Below are 19,272 nucleotides of genomic sequence, written 5' to 3'. Positions count from 1 at the left end.
AGTTCGCCTGTGAGGGAGCAGGTGCGCGAGCTGGTGGTGATGCGGCATGCCAAGGCGGAGCCGCACGGTGACAGTGACGCCGAACGGGAGCTCGCCGCCAAGGGGTACGCCGACGCACTCGAGGCCGGGCGCTGGCTGGCCGACCGCGACTTCCTCCCCGATGCCGCCCTGGTCTCCTCGGCGAGACGGACCGCGACCACCTGGCTGGCGGTCGCCGAGGGAGGCTCGTTCGAGGCGGCGGTGACGCTGTCGGAGAGCCTCTACCTCGCCGGACCCGAGACCGCGCTCGACCTGGTCCGCGAGACGCCGTCCGACGTGACGTCGCTGATCGTGGTCGGGCACAACCCCACCGCTGCCTATCTCGCCCAGCTGCTCGACGACGGCACCGGCGACGTCGAGGCCGGGAACGAGATGGCGACCGGCTTCCCCACCTCGGCGCTTGCGCGCTTCGAGGTGGCCGGCACCTGGCGCGACCTCGATCTCGCCTCGGCCCGCCTGGTCGCCTTCCACGTCGGACGTGGCTGACCTCTCCGCTCAGAGCGGGGGGGCGGGGGTGACCACGCCGTACTCGGCGTCGAACGCCTCGACCTCCTCGCGGGAGATGCCGAGCAGGTAGATGATCGCGTCGAGGTAGGGGACGTTCACCGTGGTGTCGGCGGCGTCCTGCACGAGCTGCTTGGCGTTGTAGGCGATGCCGAGGCCGGCGATGCCCAGCATGTCGAGGTCGTTGGCGCCGTCGCCGATCGCGACCACGGCCTCGAGGGGGACGCCGACCTGCTCGGCGAAGTAGCGCAAGGCGCTGGCCTTGCCGGCCCGGTCCACGACGTCGCCGACGATGCGGCCGGTGAGGACGCCGTCCACGATCTCGAGCTCGTTGGCGCGTGTGTAGTGGATGCCGAGATCGTCGGCCAGCCGGTCGGTGATCTGGCTGAAGCCGCCGGAGACCAGGGCGAAGCGGTAGTTGAGGCGCCGCAGGGTGCGGACCAGGGTGCGGGCGCCCGGGGCGAGGACCAGCTCGTCGTACACCTCGTCGAGCGCGGTGCTGGGGATCCCGGCGAGCAACGAGACCCGGGCCCGGAGCGACTCCTCGAAGTCGAGCTCGCCCCGCATCGCACGCTCGGTCACCGCCGCGACCTCCGCCCGGTGCCCGCTGTGGGCGGCCAGCAGCTCGATCACCTCGCCCTGGATCAGCGTCGAGTCGACGTCCATCACGATCAGCCGCATCGCCCGGCGGAGCAGGTTGGCCGACTGGACCGCGATGTCGACGCCCTGGGCGGCCGCCTCGGCGCTGAGCAGCGCCCGGAGCCGGTCGGGGTCGGTGCCGGAGACGTGGAGGTCGATGGCGGTGACCGGGTAGCGCGCCATCCGCTCGATCCGGTCGATGTTCGCGCCGCTGTCGGCGATCCGGCCGGCGACCGCCGCCATCGCCGCGGCCTTGAGCGGCGCACCGATCACGGTGACGTGGGAGCGGCCCTCGCGTCGTACCTTGTTGTCGCCGATGCCCCGGTCCACCTCGACGCTCATGCCGAGGGCGGCGGCGGTCTCCTCGATCGCGGCGCGCAACCGCTTCCAGTCCCGGGGAGCCGTGACCAGGATGCCGAGGATCAGCCGTCGCCGCAGCACGATCTGCTCGATGTCGAGGACCTCGACGCCGGCCCTGGTCAGGGTGGTGAACATGGCCGACGTGACGCCCGGCCGGTCCTTCCCGGAGACGGTCAGGAGGAGGGTCTCCGGCTTGTGCTCGGTCATCAGGACTCGAGGTTATCCGGGTGCTGACGGTTGTCGGTGCCTGTCCGTAGCGTGTCCGGCATGCGACACCACACCTTCGACTACATCGAGCTGGCGGCCCCCGACCTGGCGGCCGCCCAGCGCTTCTACGACGACGCCTTCGGCTGGTCCTTCAACGACTACGGTCCCGACTACTCCGGCATCCAGCGACCCGGGGGCGACGACGAGATGGGCGGCCTCAACCCGGCCCGACCGGCGGGGGCCGGGCTGCCCCTGGTGATCCTCTACAGCGACGACCTCGACGCCACCCTGGCCGGGGTGCGAGCCGCGGGCGGCCGGGTCACCGAAGAGCCGTTCGAGTTCCCGGGCGGACGGCGCTTCCACTTCACCGACCCCGCCGGCAACGAGCTCGCGGTCTGGACCCGCGCCTGAGGTCACGAGACGCTACGGTGCTGCCAGACCTGGGAGGTCCCATGCAGTTCCCCGATGCCGTCAAGCTCTGCCTGAACAAGTACGCCGACTTCAACGGCCGGGCGCGCCGCTCCGAGTTCTGGTGGTGGGTGCTGTTCACCGTGATGGTCGGCCTCGTGGCGGGGGTCATCGACGCCGTCCTCGGCACCACCACGGTCGGTGGCAACGGTCTGGTCGGCTCCCTGGCCAATCTCGCGCTGCTGCTGCCGTCCCTGGCCGTCGGCGCCCGGCGGCTGCACGACACCGGGCGCTCGGGCTGGTGGCAGCTGCTGTGGATCGTCATCCTCGTCGGCTGGATCATCCTGATCGTGTGGTGGTGCACCGACAGCCACGCCGACAACAAGTACGGACCGTCGCCGAAGGGTGCCGGCGCAGCAACCGGCGGAGGGCCCGGGGGCTACGGGTACGGCGGCAACGGGTACGGCGGCAACGGCTGAGCCGTCCGGTCGGCACGCGATCCGGCTCGCTGCGCCGCTCGTTCGGTCGTTCTGCCCCGTCAGATGGTCGGCTTGCGAACGAGTTCGCTTCGCCGCTCGTTCGGTCGTTCTGCCCCGTCGCTTGGTCGGCTTGCGAGCGGGCTCGCTGCGCCGCTCGCTCGGTCGTTCTGCCCCGTCAGATGGTCGGCTTGCGAACGAGTTCGCTTCGCCGCTCGTTCGGTCGTTCTGCCCCGGCTCCGCCGGGGCAGAACGACCTCACTCGGGCCAGACCTCGGGCGAGCAGGCGGCCACCAGGCCGCGGCGCGCCGCTGCGGCGAGCGGCGCCAGGGCCTCTCGTCGTGCCGCGGCGCGGCCGGCGTCGAGGGACGAGCCGTCGTCCTCCAGCGCGAGGTCGACGATGCCCAGCGACTGGAGTGACCGCCCGGCCAGCTCCACGCACCGGCCCGGCGTGCCGGGCGGCGGCGCGAGCTCGGGCCGGTGCCGCAGGTTGAGCAACGCGTCGGCCACCTCCGGGCGCCACCGGGCGACGTCGAGGTCGGCCAGCGTTCCCGCAGCCTCCTGGAGCGCCAGTCGCAGCGCCCGGTCGCACTCGCCGACATCACTGAGCTGGCGCGGCAGGGCGTCGTACGCCGTCCACTCGACGGCGGCGCCGACCCGGAGCGGGACCAGCCCCAGACCCACCGAGACGGCGGCCTGGCCCGACTCGAGGGCGGCGGTGTTGAACGCGGGCGGACCACCCAGACCGACCGGGTCGCCCGGGGCCGGGACGGCCAGCCCCAGCCCGGTCGCACCGGCCAGGCGCAGCTCGGCCAGCGCCCGGGCGAGCGGGACCGGACCGTCGACGCCGGGGAGGCCCGCGACCACGTGGGTGGCGTCGTCGCCGAGGACGGCGTCGAGCACCAGGTCGGTGACGACGAGCCCGCGCAGCCACGCCGTACCCCACCAGGCGAGGCGTCCCGACACCGGGAGCGGCGACGGGTGACGGGCTGGCACGGGCGGTCACCCTACGCGCCCGGGAGCGGCCCGGAAGTCGCTAGGGTTGCCGCATGGTCGCGGTGATCGAGTTCGCCGAGGTGACCGTGCGACGGGGATCGGCGACGCTGCTGGACAAGATCTCGTGGCGCGTCGCCGAGGGTGAGCGATGGGTGGTGCTCGGGCCGAACGGCGCCGGGAAGACCACCCTGCTCCAGGTCGCCTCGGCCCAGATCCACCCGACCGACGGTGTCGCGGGCATCCTGGACGAGGTGCTCGGCACCGTCGACGTCTTCGAGCTGCGCCCGCGGATCGGGCTGACCAGCGCCGCGCTGGCCGAGCGGATCCCGCGTGAGGAGCCGGTCCGCGACGTCGTCGTCTCGGCGTCGTACGCCGTGGTGGGGCGCTGGCGGGAGGCCTACGACGACCTCGACCACGACCGGGCCCGTGACCTGCTCGACTCGGTGGGGGCCGGTCACCTCCTCGACCGGACGTTCGGGACCCTCAGCGAGGGCGAGCGCAAGCGGGTCCAGATCGCGCGGGCCCTGATGGCGGACCCCGAGCTCCTGCTGCTCGACGAGCCGGCGGCCGGGCTCGATCTCGGTGGCCGCGAGGACCTGGTCTCGACGCTGTCCGCGCTGGCCCTCGACCCCTCCTCGCCGGCCACCGTCCTGGTCTCGCACCACGTCGAGGAGATCCCGCCCGGTTTCACCCATGCCCTCCTGCTGCGGTCAGGCACCGTCGTCGCGGCCGGGCCGCTGCGCGAGGTGGTCACCGAGGAGCACCTGACCGAGACCTTCGGGATGCCGCTGGTGCTCTCCCACGAGGCCGGCCGCTGGGCCGCCCGGCGCCGCACGAGGCGCCGCACCGCCGAGTGAGCAGGCTGACGACCCGGAAGCGACTAGGCTGAAAGCGTGGAGTGGCTGGGGAATCACCTCTGGGCCGTCTGGATGGTTCTGGCGGTGGGCCTCGGCATGGCCGAGATGCTCAGCCTCGACCTGGTCCTGCTGATGCTGGCGGTCGGCGCCGTCGTCGGCGCCCTGGCCGCCCTCGCGTCGTTCCCGGTGGTCCTCCAGGTGCTGCTCGCCGGTGGCGGAGCCGCAGCCATGCTGACGCTCGTCAGGCCCAACCTGATCGCGAAGCTGCACAACGGTCCGACCTTGGTGACCGGACACGACAAGCTGGTCGGCCATCAGGGCGTCGTGACCGAGGCCCTGTCGACCCAGCAGCCGGGCCGGGTCAAGATCGGTGGAGAGATCTGGAGCGCACAGCCGTACGACGACTCCCTGACCATTCCATCCGGCGCCACCGTCGAGGTGTTCGCCATCCGCGGAGCCACGGCCTTCGTCCACCCGGTGGACGAGATCCTGCCGTAGCCCGCACCCCTGAGAGAGGAACCGTTCGATGACAGTCGTGTACGCACTTCTGATCCTGATCGTGCTGTTCGTGGTCGTGCTCCTGGCCCGGACCGTGCGGATCATCCCGCAGGCGCGGGCCGGGATCCTGGAGCGCTTCGGGAAGTACAAGGAGACGCTGCCCGCAGGGCTGAACGTCGTCGTTCCGTTCATCGACAAGGTGCGCTACCTGATCGACCTGCGCGAGCAGGTGGTGAGCTTCCCGCCGCAGCCGGTGATCACCGAGGACAACCTGGTGGTCTCGATCGACACCGTCATCTACTTCCAGGTGACCGACCCGATCGCGGCGACCTACGAGATCGCCAACTACATCCAGGCGATCGAGCAGCTGACCATGACCACCCTGCGCAACATCGTCGGTGGCATGGACCTCGAGGCGACCCTGACCAGCCGCGACCAGATCAACTCCGGTCTGCGTGGCGTGCTCGACGAGGCCACCGGCAAGTGGGGCATCCGGGTGAACCGGGTGGAGCTCAAGGGCATCGACCCGCCGCCCTCGATCAAGGACTCGATGGAGAAGCAGATGCGGGCCGACCGCGAGAAGCGGGCCGTGATCCTCACCGCCGAGGGCTCGCGCCAGGCCGCGATCCTCTCCGCGGAGGGCAACAAGCAATCCGCCATCCTGAACGCCGAGGGTGACCGCGAGTCGCTGATCCTGCGTGCCCAGGCCGACCGCGAGGCCGCGATCCTGAGGGCCCAGGGTGAGGGACAGGCGATCCAGACGGTGTTCCAGGCGATCCACGACGGGCAGCCCGACCAGGCCCTGCTCGCCTACCAGTACCTCCAGATGATGCCCAAGATCGCCGCCGGCGACGCCAACAAGGTGTGGGTCATCCCCTCGGAGATCACCAAGGCGCTGGAGGGGCTCGGCTCCTCGGTCCACGAGGTCGCCGGCATCCCGCAGAAGGTGGACGGACCGCTCAAGCGGGTCGACATGGGTTCCTCCGAGCCCGCGTCGCTCGCCGGCTCGGGAGCCCTCGACAGCGAGCTGTCCAAGGCCAACCGGGCCGTCGAGGACGCCATCGCGGAGGCCGAGCGCTCGGCCAACCCGGGTCGCAACTCCGAGCTGCCGGGCGCGGGCACCGATCCCGCCGCCGGCGCCGGCACCGACGACGGCACCGGAGCCGCGCCCGCCCAGTGACAGCCCTCCAGATGGCGGCGGTCCTCCTCGCGGGGCTCGCCGCCGGCACCATCAACACCGTGGTGGGGTCGGGAACGCTGATCACGTTCCCGACCCTGCTGGCGTTCGGTGTCCCACCGGTCACCGCCAACGTCTCGAACACCATCGGCCTGGTGCCCGGGGTCGCCTCGGGGGTGTGGGGCTACCGGCGCGAGCTGGAGGGGCAGCGCGGCCGGGCGATCCGCCTGGGCAGTGCCTCGATGATCGGTGGGGCGATCGGCGCCGCCCTGCTCCTGTCCCTGCCCGAGTCGGCGTTCTCAGCGATCGTGCCGGCCCTGATCGTGGTCGGGCTGGTGCTGGTCGTGCTGCAGCCGCGGATCTCGACGTGGGTCGACGCCCGGCACGAGGGCGCCCGCGCCGAGAACGGCCCCTGGTGGGTCTGGCCCGTGGTGCTGCTCTCGGGTGTGTACGGCGGCTACTTCGGCGCCGCGCAGGGCGTGATCATCATGGGCGTGCTCGGGATCGGCATCGCCGAGACCCTGCAGCGCCTCAACGGCCTGAAGAACGTGCTGGCCGGCCTGGTCAACGGCGTCGCCGGGCTCATCTTCGCGTTGGTCGCCGACGTCGACTGGACCGTCGTACTGCTGCTCGCCGTGGGCTCGGTGGTCGGTGGTCAGGTCGGAGCGACCGTCGGTCGCCGGCTGCCGGCCGGTGTGCTCCGGGTGGTCATCGTCGTGGTCGGCCTGGTCGCACTGGCGGTGTTCCTGCTCAGGTGACGTAGGCCGTGAGCCAGCCGTCGAGCTCGGCGAAGGCCTCCGTCCGCGGAGCCTCGCGGGAGAGGAACACGTCGTGCCGCGCGTGGGGGATGCCCACGTAGGTGACGTGCCTCCCCAGGGCCGGCGACCAGCGCCGGATCTGCTCGACGTCGAGCACGATGTCGTGGACGTGGACGTCCTCGCCCATCTCGGCCGGGCTCGCCGAGGCGGCGCTGGACAGCACCAGGACCGGGAACGGCAGGTCGAGCCCCCGGTGCAGCTCGGCATGGCCCCGGCGGACCGCGGCCAGCCAGCCGGCGTACGCCGGCCAGGACTCGATCGGCTTCCAGGCCAGGTCGAAGTCCCACTCCCCGTCGTGGTCGCGGTGCAGGCTGCGTGCGTAGAAGCCGGTCACGGTGCGCGGGATCGGCCGCTTGGGAGTGCGCCGGGCCAGGCCGGTGACCAGCGGGGTCACGACATGTCGCAGCACGGCCGACCCCTGGAGGTCGAGCCACGGCGCGTTGAGCACGGCCCCCGCGGCAGGCGTGCGCCGGTCGGCGGCCCACAGCGACACCGTGAGCCCGCCGGTCGAGTGCCCGCTCAGGACCACGTCCGGATGGTCGCCGTGGACCCGCTCCCACGCCTCGTCCAGCTCGGGGAAGTAGTCGTGCAGGTCGGTGGTGAAGTTGGGGGTCTGATGGGGCAGCAACGAGCGACCGTACTTGCGCAGGTCGAGGGCGTAGAAGTCGTAGCCCCGCGCGGTCCACCACTCGGCGTACGCCGTCTGGAAGAAGTAGTCGGCGAAGCCGTGCACGTGGAGGACGGCCCGGCTGCTCGGCACGTCAGCCGGGCGGTGGACCAGGCTGGCGACCACGGCGCCCTCGTCGTCGTCGGGCAGAGCGATCGTCTCGAGCGTGTACGGCGCCCCCAGGACGTCCGGGGAACCGGCCGGAGCTGTCATGCCCCCATCCTGGCAGCGGCCCGGTCGGCCGCGGCGGCGACCAGTCCGGCGAACAGACTGTGGTCGTCGCGGACCTCCGGGTGCCACTGCACGGCGAGGCAGAAGCGGTCCCCGGACCGTTCCATCGCCTCCAGGGAGCCGTCGGCGGCCCAGGCGCTGGGCTCGAAGCCGGGGTGGTCGGCCACCGTCTGGTGATGGTGGCAGCCGACGTCGACCCGGGCGCCGAGCAGGCCGCGCAGCCGCGAACCCTCCGCCGTGCTGACCTCGGTCGTGCCGAACGCGTCGCCGCCCGGGTTGTGGCCCTCGTGCCCGACCAGCTCGGGCGTGTGCTGGAGCAACGACCCTCCTGCCGCGACTGCCATCAGCTGCATCCCGCGGCACACCCCGAGCGTGGGCAGTTCCGCGGCATCGGCGGCCCCGAGCAGGGCCGTCTCCCAGGCGTCGCGGTCCTCGCGCCAGCCTCCCGTGCACGGGTGCGGCTGCGCGCCGTACCGGCCAGGGTCCACGTCGGCCCCGCCGCTGACGACCAGCCCGTCGATCCGGGCGACCACGGCGGCGGCCACCTCGTCGGACGCCGAGGCGGGCGGCAGCAGCACGGGCACGCCGCCGGCGGCGATGACCGCGTCGGCATACTGCGCGTGCAGCACGTCGGCGCGGGTGTCCCACACCCCCCAGCGCGCGTGCTCGCGGTAGGTCGTGATCCCGATCAGGGGCGGGTCAGAGCGGTGTGACATAGGCACCGGAGATCCCGCCGTCGACCAGGAACGTGTTGGCGGTGATGAACGACGACTCGTCGGAGGCCAGGAACAGCACGGCGTTGGCCATCTCCTCCGGCTCGGCGAAGCGGCCCATCGGCACGTGCACGAGGCGCCGGGCCGCACGTTCGGCGTCCTTGGCGAACAGCTCCTTGAGCAGGGGAGTGTTGACCGGGCCGGGACACAGCGCGTTGACCCGCACCCCCTCGCGGGCGAACTGCACGCCGAGCTCACGCGACATCGAGAGCACGCCGCCCTTCGACGCCGAGTAGGAGATCTGCGACGTCGCCGCACCCATCACCGCGACGAACGACGCGGTGTTGATGATCGAGCCGGACTTCTGCTCCAGCATGTAGGGCAGGGCCGCCTTGCAGCACAGGTAGACGCTGGTCAGGTTCACCTCCTGCACCCGGCGCCAGGCGTCGAGCTCGGTGTCGAGGATCGAGTCGTCGTCCGGAGGCGAGATGCCGGCGTTGTTGAACGCGATGTCGACCGAGCCGTAGGTCGACTTGGCCAGCGCGAAGAGGGCGTCGACCTCCTCCTTGCTGGTCACGTCGACATGGGCGTACGTCGCGGTGCCGGGGCCGCCGAGCTCGTCGGCCAGAGCCGCGCCTCGCTCGTCGTCGATGTCGCCGATGACGACCCGGGCGCCCTCCTCGACGAAGCGGCGCACGGTGGCCAGGCCGATGCCCGAGCAACCTCCGGTCACCACGGCCACCTTGCCGTCGATGCGTCCTGCCATGGAGAGTCCTTCCGTTTCGCTGGTTGTGGTGTGGTCTCGACTTCGCTCGACCACCGAGGGGCCTCGACGACTGATGGTCGACCACCGGGACCTAGTGGGCGATGAAGACGTTCTTCTCCTCGGTGAAGGCGAACGGCGCGTCCGGGCCGAGCTCGCGGCCCAGACCCGACTGCTTGTAGCCGCCGAAGGGTGTCCAGTAGCGCACGCTGGAGTGCGAGTTCACGCTGAGGTTGCCGGCTTCGACGCCCCGTGCCACCCGCAGCCCGCGCCCGAGGTCGGCGGTGAAGATCGAGCCGGACAGCCCGTAGTCGCTGTCGTTGGCCAGGGCGACCGCGTGCTCCTCGTCGTCGAAGGGCATCACCGCCACGACCGGCCCGAACACCTCCTCGCGCCAGATCGGCTCGGCGGTGTCGTGCGACTCGACCACCATCGGCGGCAGCCACCAGCCCGGCCCCTCCGGTGCGGACCCGGAGAACGCGACGGTCGCCCCGTCGAGGTAGCGCTGCACCGACGCGCGCTGCCCCGCAGAGACCATCGGCCCCATCTCACTGTCCTCGGCGGCCGGGTCCTTGACCCGCAGCGCTTGCACCGCGGTCTCCAGTCGGCCGACGAACTCGTCGTACGCCGTCCGCTCGACCAGGATGCGCGAGCGCGCGCAGCAGTCCTGCCCGGCGTTGTCGAAGACGGCGTACGGCGCGCTGGCGGCGGCCGCGGCCACGTCGGTGTCTGCGAAGACGATGTTGGCGCTCTTGCCCCCGAGCTCCAGGGTCACCTTCTTCACCTGGTCGGCGCAGCCGGCCATGATCTGCCTGCCCACCTCGGTCGACCCGGTGAAGCAGACCTTCCGCACCAGCGGGTGGGTGACGAAGCGCTGTCCGACGACCGAGCCCTTGCCGGGGATGACGGTCAGCACGCCGGCTGGCAGACCGGCCTCCAGCGCGAGCTCGCCGATCCGGATCGCGGTCAGGGGCGTGATCTCGGCCGGCTTCAGCACCACCGCGTTGCCGGCCGCCAGCGCCGGGGCGAAGCCCCAGCCGGCGATCGGCATCGGGAAGTTCCAGGGCACGATCACGCCCACCACGCCCAGCGGCTCGTGGAAGGTGAGGTCGACACCGCCGGGCACCGGGATCTGCCGCCCGAACAGCCGCTCGGGTGCGGCGGAGTAGTAGTTCAGGCAGTCCCGGACGTTGCCCGCCTCCCAGCGCGCGTTGCCGATCGTGTGCCCGGCGTTGGTCACCTCGAGCTGCGCGAGCTCCTCGTTGTGCGCGTCGACGACGGCCGCGAAGGCGCGGAGCAGGCGCGCCCGCTCGCCGGGGGCGAGCGCCCGCCAGCCGAGGAAGGCCTCGTGGGCGCGCTCGATAGCGGCGTCGGTCTCGGCCTCGGTGGCCGACGGGACCTCGGTGAACGCCTCGGCGGTCACGGGGTTGATCAGGGTCGTCGTCATCGCGTCACATCCGCTCGAAGCCGCGGGCGAGCTCCCAGTCGGTCACCGCCGACTCGAAGGCGGCCAGCTCGACGTCGGCCATGTTGGTGTAGTGCTCGACGACGTCGTCGCCGAACGCCGCGCGGGCCAGGGCGGAGCCCGAGAAGGCGTCGCGGGCCGCGCGGAGGGTGTGCGGCACGTGCTCCTTGTCTGAGGCGTAGGCGTTGCCGACCAGCTCGTCCTCGAGGTCCAGCTCCTGCTCGATGCCGTGCAGTCCGCCGGCGAGCATGGCGGCCAGCGCGAGATAGGGGTTCACGTCGCCACCCGGCAGCCGGTTCTCCATGCGTGCGCTGGGTCCGTGGCCCACGAGGCGGACGGCACAGGTGCGGTTGTCGAGGCCCCACGCGATCGCGGTCGGGGCGAACGAGCCGGCCGCGAACCGCTTGTAGGAGTTGACGTTCGGCGCGTAGAGCAGCGTGAAGTCGTGCATCGTGGACAGCACCCCGGCGATGAACTGGTCGTAGAGCGCGGATCGCCCGTCCTCGTCCCAGAACACGACCGTGCCGTCCTCGCCCCGCAAGGACAGGTGGATGTGGCAGGAGTTGCCCTCGCGCTGGTCGTACTTCGCCATGAAGGTCAGCGACTGTCCGTGCTGGGCGGCGATCTCCTTGGCCATCGTCTTGTAGACCGAGTGGTTGTCGGCGGTGACCATGGCGTCGGCGTACAGGAAGCCGACCTCGTGCTGGCCGAAGTTGCACTCGCCCTTGGCGCCCTCGACGTCGAGGCCGGCGGCGTACATGTGGTTGCGCAGGTCGCGCAGCAGGGGCTCGACGCGGGTGGTGCCGAGGATCGAGTAGTCGACGTTGTACTGGTTGACGGGAGTGAGGTCGCGCCAGCGCAGGTCGTGGGCCTGCTCGTACGGCGTGTCGAAGGCGATGAACTCCAGCTCGGTACCGGCCAGCGCCACCATCCCCCTCTCCGCCACCCGGTCCAGCTGGGTCCGCAGGATGGTGCGTGGCGACTGCGGAACCGGCGCGTGGTCGAGCCAGACCAGGTCGCACTGCACGAGCGCGCTGGCCGGCAGGTGGGGGAGCAGGCGGATCGTGTCGTAGTCCGGGACGAACTCCATGTCTCCGTAGCCCCTCTCCCAGGAGGAGATGGCGTAGCCGCCGACGGTGTTCATGTCGATGTCGACCGCGAGCAGGTAGTTGCAGCCCTCGGTTCCCGACTCGAGCGCGACGTCGAGGAAGTAGCGCGCGTGCAGGCGCTTCCCCTGCAGGCGTCCCTGCATGTCGGTGAAGGCGAGCACCACGGTGTCGATCTCGCCCCGGTCGATCCGGCTCCGGAGGTCGTCCAGGGTGAGGTAGCGATCGTTGGGTGGCATGGGTCTCCTCGTCGTCGGCCTAGGCCAGCAGCCCGCGCAGCAGCGCGGCGGTGTCGTCGCAGTGTTCTTCCATCACCCGGCGGGCCCGGTCGGCGTCTCCTGCGAGTACGGCGCGGGTCAGCGTCGCGTGCTGGGTGTCCGAGTGGGAGATGTTGGCCTCCAGCACCGGGATCGCGCTGAGCATCTGGTGCAGGCTGGCCTGGACCGACGTGACCGCCTCGACCACCCTCGCCGACCCCGACAGCGACGCGACGGTGAGATGGAAGCGGGAGTCGGCCTGGCGGTGCCGGGCCCGGCTGGTGGCCTTGGCGACGGCTTGGTGCGCCGCCTCGAGGGTGGCCCGGGCCGTGTCGTCGAGGTCCGCAGCCGCGGCCATCGCGGCGGCGCCCGGCTCGACGATGCGCCGGTAGGCGAGCGCGTCCAGCCAGTCCGCCCGCTGGGCGGCCGTGGTGTTGTCCGCGGTGCGGGCCGAGGGGCCCTGGGGCTTCATGGTGACGACGGTCCCGCCGCCGCGGCCGCGCCTGGTCTCGACCAGCCCCGCGGCCCGCAACGCGGCGATGGCCTCGCGCACGGTGGCCCGCGAGACCTCGAGCCGCTCGGAGAGCTCACGCTCCGGCGGCAGGCTGGTGCCGAGGGGGTAGACCCCCAGGCGGATCGCGGTCGCCACCTGCTCGACGCAGGCCTCGAAGACGTGGTGACCGCGCACCGGACGCAGCACGGACTCCGTGAGATGCGGGAGCGGCTGGGCGGTCACGGGGTCAGTCTGGCACCGACCGGCCACGTGTCAATGGTCTGGCTTCATACCGAATTAACGTGTTGCTATGGACTACGGAATCGGAACGGGTCTAGCCTCCGGCCAACCGGTTCCGCTTCTGAAAGGGTGCACCGATGCCCGAATCGCACGAACCCGTCGCCTATCACGAGCTCAGCGACGACGAGAAACAACTGGCACGACTCGGGTACAGCCAAGAGCTCCACCGCTCCTGGTCGGGGTTCTCCAACTTCGCCATCTCCTTCTCGATCATCTCCATCCTGGCGGGCTGTTTCACCAGCTTCGCGCTCGGCTGGAACAACGGCGGCCCGGCCGCCATCGCCTGGGGCTGGCCGATCCTCACGGTGTTCATCCTGATCATCGGCATGTGCATGTCCGAGCTGGTGTCGGCGTACCCGACGTCGGGCGGCATCTACTGGTGGGCCTCCAAGCTGGGCGGCCCGAAGGCCGGCTTCTACACCGGCTGGCTGAACCTGATCGGGCTGGTCGCGATCGTGGCCTCGGTGGCCTACGGCTGCGCGACGTTCTTCGACGCCACCCTCGGACTGTTCAGCTCGTCGTGGGCGGGGAACTACTCACTGACCCGGGTGTTCATCGAGTTCGTGATCATCCTGGGCCTGGCGGCGTTGGTCAACATCTTCTCCAGCCACCTGCTCGCCGTGCTCAACAACATCTCGGTGTGGTGGCACGTGATCGGTGCGGCGTTGATCGTGCTGATCCTGTGGTTCCTCCTCAAGGACGGCGCCAGCCACGCCTCGGTGCACGACGTCTTCACCGGCAGCGTGAACAACACCGGGCTGTTCGGGGGGAAGACCAGCGGGATCGGGTTCTTCCTCTACATCCTGCCGCTCTCCGGCATCCTCACCCAGTACACGATCACCGGGTACGACGCCTCCGCCCACCTCTCGGAGGAGACGCAGTCCGCGTCGACCGGTGCCGCCAAGGGGATCTGGCAGTCGATCCTGTACTCCGGCATCGGGGGCTGGATCCTGCTGCTCTCGTTCCTGTTCGCGGTCCAGGACAAGAACGGCGTGACGGCAGGGGGTGGCAGCGTGTTCGTGATCTTCAGCCAGTCGCTGACGCCCCACGTGGCAGGTCTGGTCGTGGCCATCTCGGCCGCCGGGCAGTTCTTCTGCACGGTGGCGTGCATGACCAGCACCAGCCGGATGTTCTTCGCCTTCAGCCGGGACGGCGCCATGCCCGGCGCCAAGCACTTCGCCAAGCTGAACACGAGCCGGGTGCCGTCCAACGCCGTGATCGCCGCGGCGATCATCGCCCTGATCCTGACTCTGCCGGCGCTGATCAAGGTCGACATCGGCGGAGCCCCGGTCCCGATCGCGTTCTTCGCGGTCGTCTCGATCGGCGTCATCGGGCTGTACCTGGCCTTCGGGATTCCGATCTACCTGCGCTGGAAGCTCGGTGACAGCTTCCAGGTCGGGGCCTGGAACAACGGCAACAAGTACAAGTGGATGAACCCGATCGCCGTCGTGGAGATCGTGGTCATGTCGATCGTCGGTCTGCTGCCCACGGCGAGTGTCGGGATCTGGTGGAACGACGGCTTCGCGTGGAAGTACGTCAACTACGCGATCATCGTGGTCCCGGTCGCGCTGATCCTCCTGACCATCTACTGGGAGGTGTCGGTGAAGCACTGGTTCACCGGTCCGAAGCACACGATCGACCCGGACGTCGTCGCCGCCTTCGACGAGAGATAGTCCTGAACGACTCCGACCTCGACCGCCTCGCCGTCCTGGCGGGGCGGTCGAGGCAGGTCACCGAGCTGCCCGGCGGCCTGACCAACCTCAACCTCCGGGTCACCCTCGACGACCGCGAGGTCGTGGTCCGGATCGTGCGCAGCGACGCCGGGCTGCTGGCCATCGACCAGGAGGCCGAGCACGCCAACACCCTGATCGCGGCGCAGGCCGGGGTCGGCGCCGGTGTCCTGGAGCATCGACCCGAGCTCGGGACGACGGTGCTGGAGTTCCTGCCCGGGCGCACGCTCGTGGAGTCCGACTTCGCCGAACCTGCCGTGCTGGACCGCGCGGCCGACGCCGTACGTCGGCTGCATGCGGCGCCGCGGTTCGTCAACGACTTCGACATGTTCGCCCGGCAGGAGCGCTACCGCCAGGTGGTCGCCGAGCACGGCTTCCCGCTCCCGGCGTCGTACGACGACCATGCTCCGGCCTGGGCCGACGTCCGTCGCGTCATGACCGCCACGGCCGGGGCGACGGTGCCGTGCAACAACGACCTTCTGGCCGGCAACTTCATCGACGACGGGGCGCGGGTCTGGCTGATCGACTACGACTACTCCGGCAACAACGACCCGTGCTTCGAGCTCGGCAACACCGCCACCGAGTGCGAGTTCGACGCCGACCTGACGCGGGCCTGGACGGCCGCCTACGCCGGGCGCGACGACCCCCGGCTGCTCGCCCGGGTGCGGCTCCAGGCGCTGTGCAGCGAGTACGGCTGGTCCCTCTGGGGCTTCATCCAGGCCGGCTCGAGCGCCCTCGACTTCGACTTCCACGGCTGGGGGATGCACCGGTTCGAGAAGGCCGCCCGCACCTTCACCTCGCCGGAGCTGCCGCGTCTCCTCGAGCAGGTGTCCGCCGGTGGTTGAGCTCCCGTCCCGCGCCCGGGTCGTGGTGGTCGGCGGGGGAGTGGTGGGCTGCTCCACCGCGTACCACCTGACCAAGCTCGGCTGGACCGACGTGCTGCTGCTGGAGCAGGGCCACCTCTCCGGTGGTACGACGTGGCACGCGGCCGGGCTGGTCGGGCCGCTGCGCGCGAGCGAGGCCGGGACCCGGCTGGTGCAGTACTCCGCCGAGCTCTACGCGTCGCTCGAGGCGGAGACCGGGCTGGCCACGGGCTACGCCAACGTCGGCGGCCTGATCGTCGCCCGGACCGAGGAGCGGATGGTCCAGCTGCGTCGCACCGCGGCCAACGCGACGGCGTACGACCTCGAGTGCCGGATGCTGTCGGCCGACGAGGCCGGTGAGCTCTGGCCGCCGATGTGTACCGACGACCTGCTCGGCGCGATCTGGCTGCCCGGCGACGGCAAGGTGAACCCGACCGACCTCACCCAGTCGCTGGCCAAGGGGGCGCGCCAGGGCGGGGCGACCGTGGTGGAGGGGGTCCGGGTCACCGGATTCGACCTCGCGGACGGCCCGGCCGGCCGTCGGGTGACGGGCGTCAGCACCGACCGGGGAGAGGTGGAGGCCGAGGTCGTCGTGATCTGTGCCGGCCAGTGGTCGAAGGCCCTCGGCGACCTGGCCGGCGTCACCGTTCCGTTGCACTCCGCCGAGCACTTCTACGTGGTCACCGATTCCGTCGACGGGACCCGGCCCGACCTGCCGATCATGCGCGACCCCGACGGCTGGACCTACTTCAAGGAGGAGGTCGGAGGCCTGGTCGTCGGCGGCTTCGAGCCGGACGCCAAGCCCTGGGTGTCGCCCGACCAGATCCCGCACCCCTTCGAGTTCGCCCTGCTCGACGAGGACTGGGACCACTTCTCGGTGCTCATGGACGAGGCGGTGCGCCGCGTCCCCGCGCTCGAGCGGACCGGGATCCGCAAGTTCTACAACGGCCCCGAGAGCTTCACGCCCGACAACCAGTTCCTGATGGGCGAGGCACCGGGGCTGCGCGGCTTCTTCGTCGGCGCCGGCTTCAACTCGGTGGGCATCGCCTCGGCCGGTGGCGCCGGTCGCGCGCTGGCCGAGTGGGTCGTCGCCGGCGAGCCGACCAGCGACATGGTCGCGGTCGACCTGCGCCGCTTCGCGCCGTACGCCGGTGACCACGCGTGGCTGCGCGAGCGGGTCGTGGAGACCCTGGGCATCCACTACGCGGTGCCGTGGCCCGACCGCGAGCCGGAGACCGGCCGAGGAGTGCGGCTCTCGCCGCTGCACGAACGGCTCGTCGCCAAGGGCGCCCACTTCGGCACCCGGATGGGCTGGGAGCGGGTCAACGTGTTCGGTGCGACCCCCGCCCCGTCCACCTGGGGCAGGCCCTGGTGGCTGGCCGCCTCCGTGGCCGAGCAGGTCGCCTGCCGCTCCGCCGTCGCGGTCTTCGACCAGACGTCGTTCTCCAAGTACGTCGTCTCCGGACCGGACGCCCTGGCCGGCCTCCAGTGGCTGTGCGCCGCCGACGTCGAGGTCCCGCTCGGGCACTGTGTCTACACGCCGCTGCTCAACGCCCGCGCGACCTACGAGGCCGACCTCACCGTCACCCGCACCGCAGCGGACACCTTCGTGATGGTGAGCAGCTCGGCGACCACGGTCCGTGACCTCGACTGGCTGCGACGGCATCTCGCGGACCGCGACGTCACGGTGGAGGACGTCACCGACGAGTACGCCGTGCTCGGGGTGATGGGGCCGCGGGCCCGCGACCTGATGAGCCGGGTCGACCCGGTCACCGACTGGTCGGACGAGGGGTTTCCCTTCGCCACCAGCCACGAGGTGGTGGTGGCCGGCGCCTTCGCCCGGGCCACCCGGATGACCTACGTCGGCGAGCTCGGCTGGGAGCTGCTGACGCTGGTCTCCGACGCCGGTGCCGTGTACGACGCCCTGCACCGGTCCGGTGCCGACCTCGGGCTGGTCGACGGCGGCTACCACGCGATCGAGTCGCTCCGGCTGGAGAAGGGCTACCGCGCGTTCCCGCGTGAGCTCAACCCCGACCTCACCCCCGTGGAGGCCGGGCTGCTGTTCGCGACCGCCGTGGCCGGGCGTGGCGCCGGCGATAAGGACTTCCTCGGCCGGGCCGAGCTCGAGGCGCACCGGGACCGGCTGGCAGATGGTGGCCCACGCCGGCGGATCGTCTCGTTCGTGTGCGACGACCCCGACGCGATGCTCTGGGGAGGCGAGCTGGTGCTCCGTGACGGTGCACCGGCCGGCCAGGTCACCAGCACGGCGTACGGCGCCACCGTCGGTGCGTGCGTCGGCCTCGCACTGCTGCGTGCCGACGGCCCGGTCCGTCAGGACGACCTGGCCGCGGCCAGGTGGGAGGTCGACCTGGCCGGCGAGCGCCTCGGCCTCAGGGTGTCGCTGCGCGCCCCGTTGGCCTGACGGTGTGAGCCAGTGGACCCCGCCGGTCCAGGGCCACGGCTCAGGTCGGCGTCAGGTGGTCGATGCTGCGTAGATCGCGGCGATGGCGGCGTCCAGCGCGGCGTCGAACTCCGAGTCGCTCAGCTGCGCGGTCAGTCCCTCGCTCAGCGCCCGGGAGAAGCTGGCGATCACGCCCGGGTTGCGAGCCAGCCGCGCGTCCGCCTCGTCGCGGGAGTAGCCGCCCGAGAGAGCGGCCACCCGCAGGACACGCGGGTGCTCGAGCAGGTCGTGGTGGAAGCCGTCCTGCTCGGGGAGGGTCAGCTTGAGCATCACCTCCTGCCCGTCGCCGAGCCCGTCGAGGTGCGACAGCAGGGCGTCCTTGAGCAGGGCCTCCGTCTCCGCCTTCGCGGAGCTGTGGATGTCGACCTCGGGCTCGATGATCGGCACCAGCCCGGCCGCCAGGATCGTGCCCGCGATCTCGAACTGCTGGGCGACCACCGCGTCCACGCCGGTGGGGTCCGGGTCATGGATGACCGAGCGCATCTTGGTCCCGAACACGCCGTGCTCGGTGGCCCGGCCGAGACGGTCGGCGAGCTCGGGGATCGCCTTCATCACCTGGGCCCCGTGCTCCTCGTCCTCGAGCCCGTTGTCGACCTTGAGGAACGGGACGACGTGCTTGCGCGTCCAGAGGTACTCCGCGGACCCGAGCCCCTCGATCTGGCGGTCCATGGTCTGCTCGAACAGGATCGCGGCCAGGATCCGCTCGCCGGTGAAGGCCGGGCTGGTGACGATCCGGGTGCGCATCTCGTGGATCAGGTCGAACATCTCGGTCTCGCTCGAGTACGCGGACTCCGGCACGCCGTACAGCGCGAGCGCCTTGGGGGTGCTGCCGCCGCTCTGGTCGAGCGCGGCGATGAAGCCCCGACCGGTCCTGATCCGGTCCAGCATCTCCTGGTCCACGATGCGTCCTTTCCTGTCGCCGACTGCCCCTCGGTCGACGAGTCTGGCGCACCCCGGCGGGGGGAGACGAGAGTCACGTCGGCAGAGGGCTCGGTAGTTGGGTTCCGAGGGGTCGGATCTGTCACGCTGGAGGCAGAGCGGGACGGTCCCGCTGAACGTTCGAAGGAACCATCATGTTGCACCACAGCGCCGCGTCGTCCACCAGCCGCACCTCCAAGGTCGCGCGCGTGACGGCGGCCGTCCGACGGTCCTGGACCGAGGCCCGTTACGCGGACCGTCGGCTCATGGAGATGCGCACCAACCTCACCCGCCACTCCGGCTGACCGTTCCCCGGATCTGCTCGT

20 protein-coding genes are annotated in these 19,272 nt (G+C 71.1%); 11 read left to right on the top strand and 9 right to left on the bottom strand.

All coding sequences use genetic code 11. From position 1 onward, the window contains the following. The first annotated feature begins 9 nt into the window (after positions 1-9). Positions 10-525: a SixA phosphatase family protein gene (locus E3N83_RS05640; RefSeq protein ID WP_238343084.1), complete on the top strand. Its 516-nt coding sequence runs from the start codon at positions 10-12 to the stop codon at positions 523-525. 9 nt (positions 526-534) lie between these two features. Here E3N83_RS05640 and serB read toward each other — a convergent pair whose 3' ends face one another. Further along, complete coding sequence (gene serB, locus E3N83_RS05635) at positions 535-1,749, bottom strand: phosphoserine phosphatase SerB (protein ID WP_151082367.1); 1,215 nt, start codon at positions 1,747-1,749, stop codon at positions 535-537. A gap of 60 nt (positions 1,750-1,809) precedes the next feature. Here serB and E3N83_RS05630 point away from each other — a divergent pair, with 60 nt between their 5' ends. Further along, a complete protein-coding gene (locus E3N83_RS05630) occupies positions 1,810-2,160 on the top strand; it encodes a VOC family protein (protein ID WP_151082366.1) in 351 nt (116 codons plus the stop codon). Positions 2,161-2,201: 41 nt separating this feature from the next. Further along, positions 2,202-2,636: a DUF805 domain-containing protein gene (locus E3N83_RS05625; protein WP_151082365.1), complete on the top strand. Its 435-nt coding sequence runs from the start codon at positions 2,202-2,204 to the stop codon at positions 2,634-2,636. 255 nt (positions 2,637-2,891) lie between these two features. On the opposite strand, the gene E3N83_RS05620 is transcribed toward E3N83_RS05625, so the two are convergent. Next, on the bottom strand, positions 2,892-3,629 hold the full coding sequence (locus E3N83_RS05620) for a hypothetical protein (protein ID WP_151082364.1): 738 nt from the start codon (positions 3,627-3,629) through the stop codon (positions 2,892-2,894). A gap of 53 nt (positions 3,630-3,682) precedes the next feature. Between E3N83_RS05620 and E3N83_RS05615 the strand changes: the two genes are divergently transcribed. Genes E3N83_RS05615 through E3N83_RS05600 form a run of 4 tightly spaced genes read left to right on the top strand, consistent with a single transcriptional unit; the run spans position 3,683 to position 6,919 of the window. Further along, positions 3,683-4,486: an ABC transporter ATP-binding protein gene (locus E3N83_RS05615; RefSeq protein ID WP_151082363.1), complete on the top strand. Its 804-nt coding sequence runs from the start codon at positions 3,683-3,685 to the stop codon at positions 4,484-4,486. Between the two features lie 36 nt (positions 4,487-4,522). Then, positions 4,523-4,984, top strand: a complete 462-nt coding sequence (locus E3N83_RS05610; protein WP_151082362.1) for an NfeD family protein — start codon at positions 4,523-4,525, stop codon at positions 4,982-4,984. Positions 4,985-5,012: 28 nt separating this feature from the next. Beyond that, positions 5,013-6,164, top strand: a complete 1,152-nt coding sequence (locus E3N83_RS05605) for an SPFH domain-containing protein (RefSeq protein WP_151082361.1) — start codon at positions 5,013-5,015, stop codon at positions 6,162-6,164. 11 nt (positions 6,165-6,175) lie between these two features. Continuing rightward, entirely contained in the window at positions 6,176-6,919 is a 744-nt protein-coding gene (locus E3N83_RS05600) for a sulfite exporter TauE/SafE family protein (protein ID WP_202879328.1), read from the top strand. Here the strand turns inward: E3N83_RS05600 and E3N83_RS05595 are convergent. From E3N83_RS05595 to E3N83_RS05570, 6 genes are all read right to left on the bottom strand, one after another. After that, a complete protein-coding gene (locus E3N83_RS05595; RefSeq protein ID WP_151082359.1) occupies positions 6,912-7,859 on the bottom strand; it encodes an alpha/beta hydrolase in 948 nt (315 codons plus the stop codon). The two genes, E3N83_RS05600 and E3N83_RS05595, sit on opposite strands and share 8 nt — an antisense overlap. After that, entirely contained in the window at positions 7,856-8,593 is a 738-nt protein-coding gene (locus E3N83_RS05590) for a gamma-glutamyl-gamma-aminobutyrate hydrolase family protein (RefSeq protein WP_151082358.1), read from the bottom strand. Before E3N83_RS05590 ends, E3N83_RS05595 begins: the two co-directional genes overlap by 4 nt. Next, positions 8,577-9,356 (bottom strand): 3-oxoacyl-ACP reductase, encoded by a 780-nt coding sequence (locus E3N83_RS05585; RefSeq protein ID WP_151082357.1) that lies wholly within the window; start codon positions 9,354-9,356, stop codon positions 8,577-8,579. Before E3N83_RS05585 ends, E3N83_RS05590 begins: the two co-directional genes overlap by 17 nt. A gap of 91 nt (positions 9,357-9,447) precedes the next feature. Beyond that, positions 9,448-10,800, bottom strand: coding sequence for an aldehyde dehydrogenase family protein (locus E3N83_RS05580; RefSeq protein ID WP_151082356.1), 1,353 nt, complete (start codon positions 10,798-10,800; stop codon positions 9,448-9,450). A 4-nt stretch (positions 10,801-10,804) separates the two neighbouring features. Further along, positions 10,805-12,163: a glutamine synthetase family protein gene (locus E3N83_RS05575; protein WP_151082355.1), complete on the bottom strand. Its 1,359-nt coding sequence runs from the start codon at positions 12,161-12,163 to the stop codon at positions 10,805-10,807. A gap of 19 nt (positions 12,164-12,182) precedes the next feature. Continuing rightward, positions 12,183-12,917, bottom strand: a complete 735-nt coding sequence (locus E3N83_RS05570) for a FadR/GntR family transcriptional regulator (protein ID WP_238343083.1) — start codon at positions 12,915-12,917, stop codon at positions 12,183-12,185. 134 nt (positions 12,918-13,051) lie between these two features. On the opposite strand from E3N83_RS05570, the gene E3N83_RS05565 reads away from it, so the two are divergent. The 3 genes from E3N83_RS05565 to E3N83_RS05555 are packed head-to-tail and all read left to right on the top strand — an operon-like array spanning position 13,052 to position 17,989. After that, positions 13,052-14,647, top strand: a complete 1,596-nt coding sequence (locus E3N83_RS05565) for an amino acid permease (protein WP_151082354.1) — start codon at positions 13,052-13,054, stop codon at positions 14,645-14,647. After that, a complete protein-coding gene (locus E3N83_RS05560; protein ID WP_337692378.1) occupies positions 14,644-15,549 on the top strand; it encodes a choline/ethanolamine kinase family protein in 906 nt (301 codons plus the stop codon). Before E3N83_RS05565 ends, E3N83_RS05560 begins: the two co-directional genes overlap by 4 nt. Beyond that, complete coding sequence (locus E3N83_RS05555; RefSeq protein ID WP_151082353.1) at positions 15,542-17,989, top strand: GcvT family protein; 2,448 nt, start codon at positions 15,542-15,544, stop codon at positions 17,987-17,989. The genes E3N83_RS05560 and E3N83_RS05555 overlap by 8 nt, the downstream gene beginning before the upstream one ends. 51 nt (positions 17,990-18,040) lie before the next feature. Here the strand turns inward: E3N83_RS05555 and E3N83_RS05550 are convergent, their stop codons facing one another. Next, on the bottom strand, positions 18,041-18,916 hold the full coding sequence (locus E3N83_RS05550; RefSeq protein ID WP_337692377.1) for a fructose bisphosphate aldolase: 876 nt from the start codon (positions 18,914-18,916) through the stop codon (positions 18,041-18,043). 185 nt (positions 18,917-19,101) lie between these two features. Between E3N83_RS05550 and E3N83_RS19460 the strand changes: the two genes are divergently transcribed. Then, positions 19,102-19,251, top strand: coding sequence for a hypothetical protein (locus E3N83_RS19460; RefSeq protein WP_191907969.1), 150 nt, complete (start codon positions 19,102-19,104; stop codon positions 19,249-19,251). Positions 19,252-19,272 lie beyond the last annotated feature (21 nt).

Origin of the sequence: Nocardioides cynanchi, from assembly GCF_008761635.1 — a bacterium.
Lineage (GTDB): Bacteria > Actinomycetota > Actinomycetes > Propionibacteriales > Nocardioidaceae > Nocardioides > Nocardioides cynanchi.
The sequence above is the reverse complement of the archived record's forward strand: the minus strand, read 5'-3'. Positions and strand labels throughout refer to the sequence as shown.

Coding starts and splice junctions, on each gene's coding strand:
- serB (WP_151082367.1), bottom strand. CDS start 1,749: ATGACCGAGCACAAGCCGGAGACCCTCCTCCTGACCGTCTCCGGGAAG.
- E3N83_RS05630 (WP_151082366.1), top strand. CDS start 1,810: ATGCGACACCACACCTTCGACTACATCGAGCTGGCGGCCCCCGACCTG.
- E3N83_RS05625 (WP_151082365.1), top strand. CDS start 2,202: ATGCAGTTCCCCGATGCCGTCAAGCTCTGCCTGAACAAGTACGCCGAC.
- E3N83_RS05615 (WP_151082363.1), top strand. CDS start 3,683: ATGGTCGCGGTGATCGAGTTCGCCGAGGTGACCGTGCGACGGGGATCG.
- E3N83_RS05605 (WP_151082361.1), top strand. CDS start 5,013: ATGACAGTCGTGTACGCACTTCTGATCCTGATCGTGCTGTTCGTGGTC.
- E3N83_RS05600 (WP_202879328.1), top strand. CDS start 6,176: ATGGCGGCGGTCCTCCTCGCGGGGCTCGCCGCCGGCACCATCAACACC.
- E3N83_RS05595 (WP_151082359.1), bottom strand. CDS start 7,859: ATGACAGCTCCGGCCGGTTCCCCGGACGTCCTGGGGGCGCCGTACACG.
- E3N83_RS05590 (WP_151082358.1), bottom strand. CDS start 8,593: ATGTCACACCGCTCTGACCCGCCCCTGATCGGGATCACGACCTACCGC.
- E3N83_RS05585 (WP_151082357.1), bottom strand. CDS start 9,356: ATGGCAGGACGCATCGACGGCAAGGTGGCCGTGGTGACCGGAGGTTGC.
- E3N83_RS05580 (WP_151082356.1), bottom strand. CDS start 10,800: ATGACGACGACCCTGATCAACCCCGTGACCGCCGAGGCGTTCACCGAG.
- E3N83_RS05575 (WP_151082355.1), bottom strand. CDS start 12,163: ATGCCACCCAACGATCGCTACCTCACCCTGGACGACCTCCGGAGCCGG.
- E3N83_RS05565 (WP_151082354.1), top strand. CDS start 13,052: ATGCCCGAATCGCACGAACCCGTCGCCTATCACGAGCTCAGCGACGAC.
- E3N83_RS05550 (WP_337692377.1), bottom strand. CDS start 18,916: ATGCTGGACCGGATCAGGACCGGTCGGGGCTTCATCGCCGCGCTCGAC.
- E3N83_RS19460 (WP_191907969.1), top strand. CDS start 19,102: ATGTTGCACCACAGCGCCGCGTCGTCCACCAGCCGCACCTCCAAGGTC.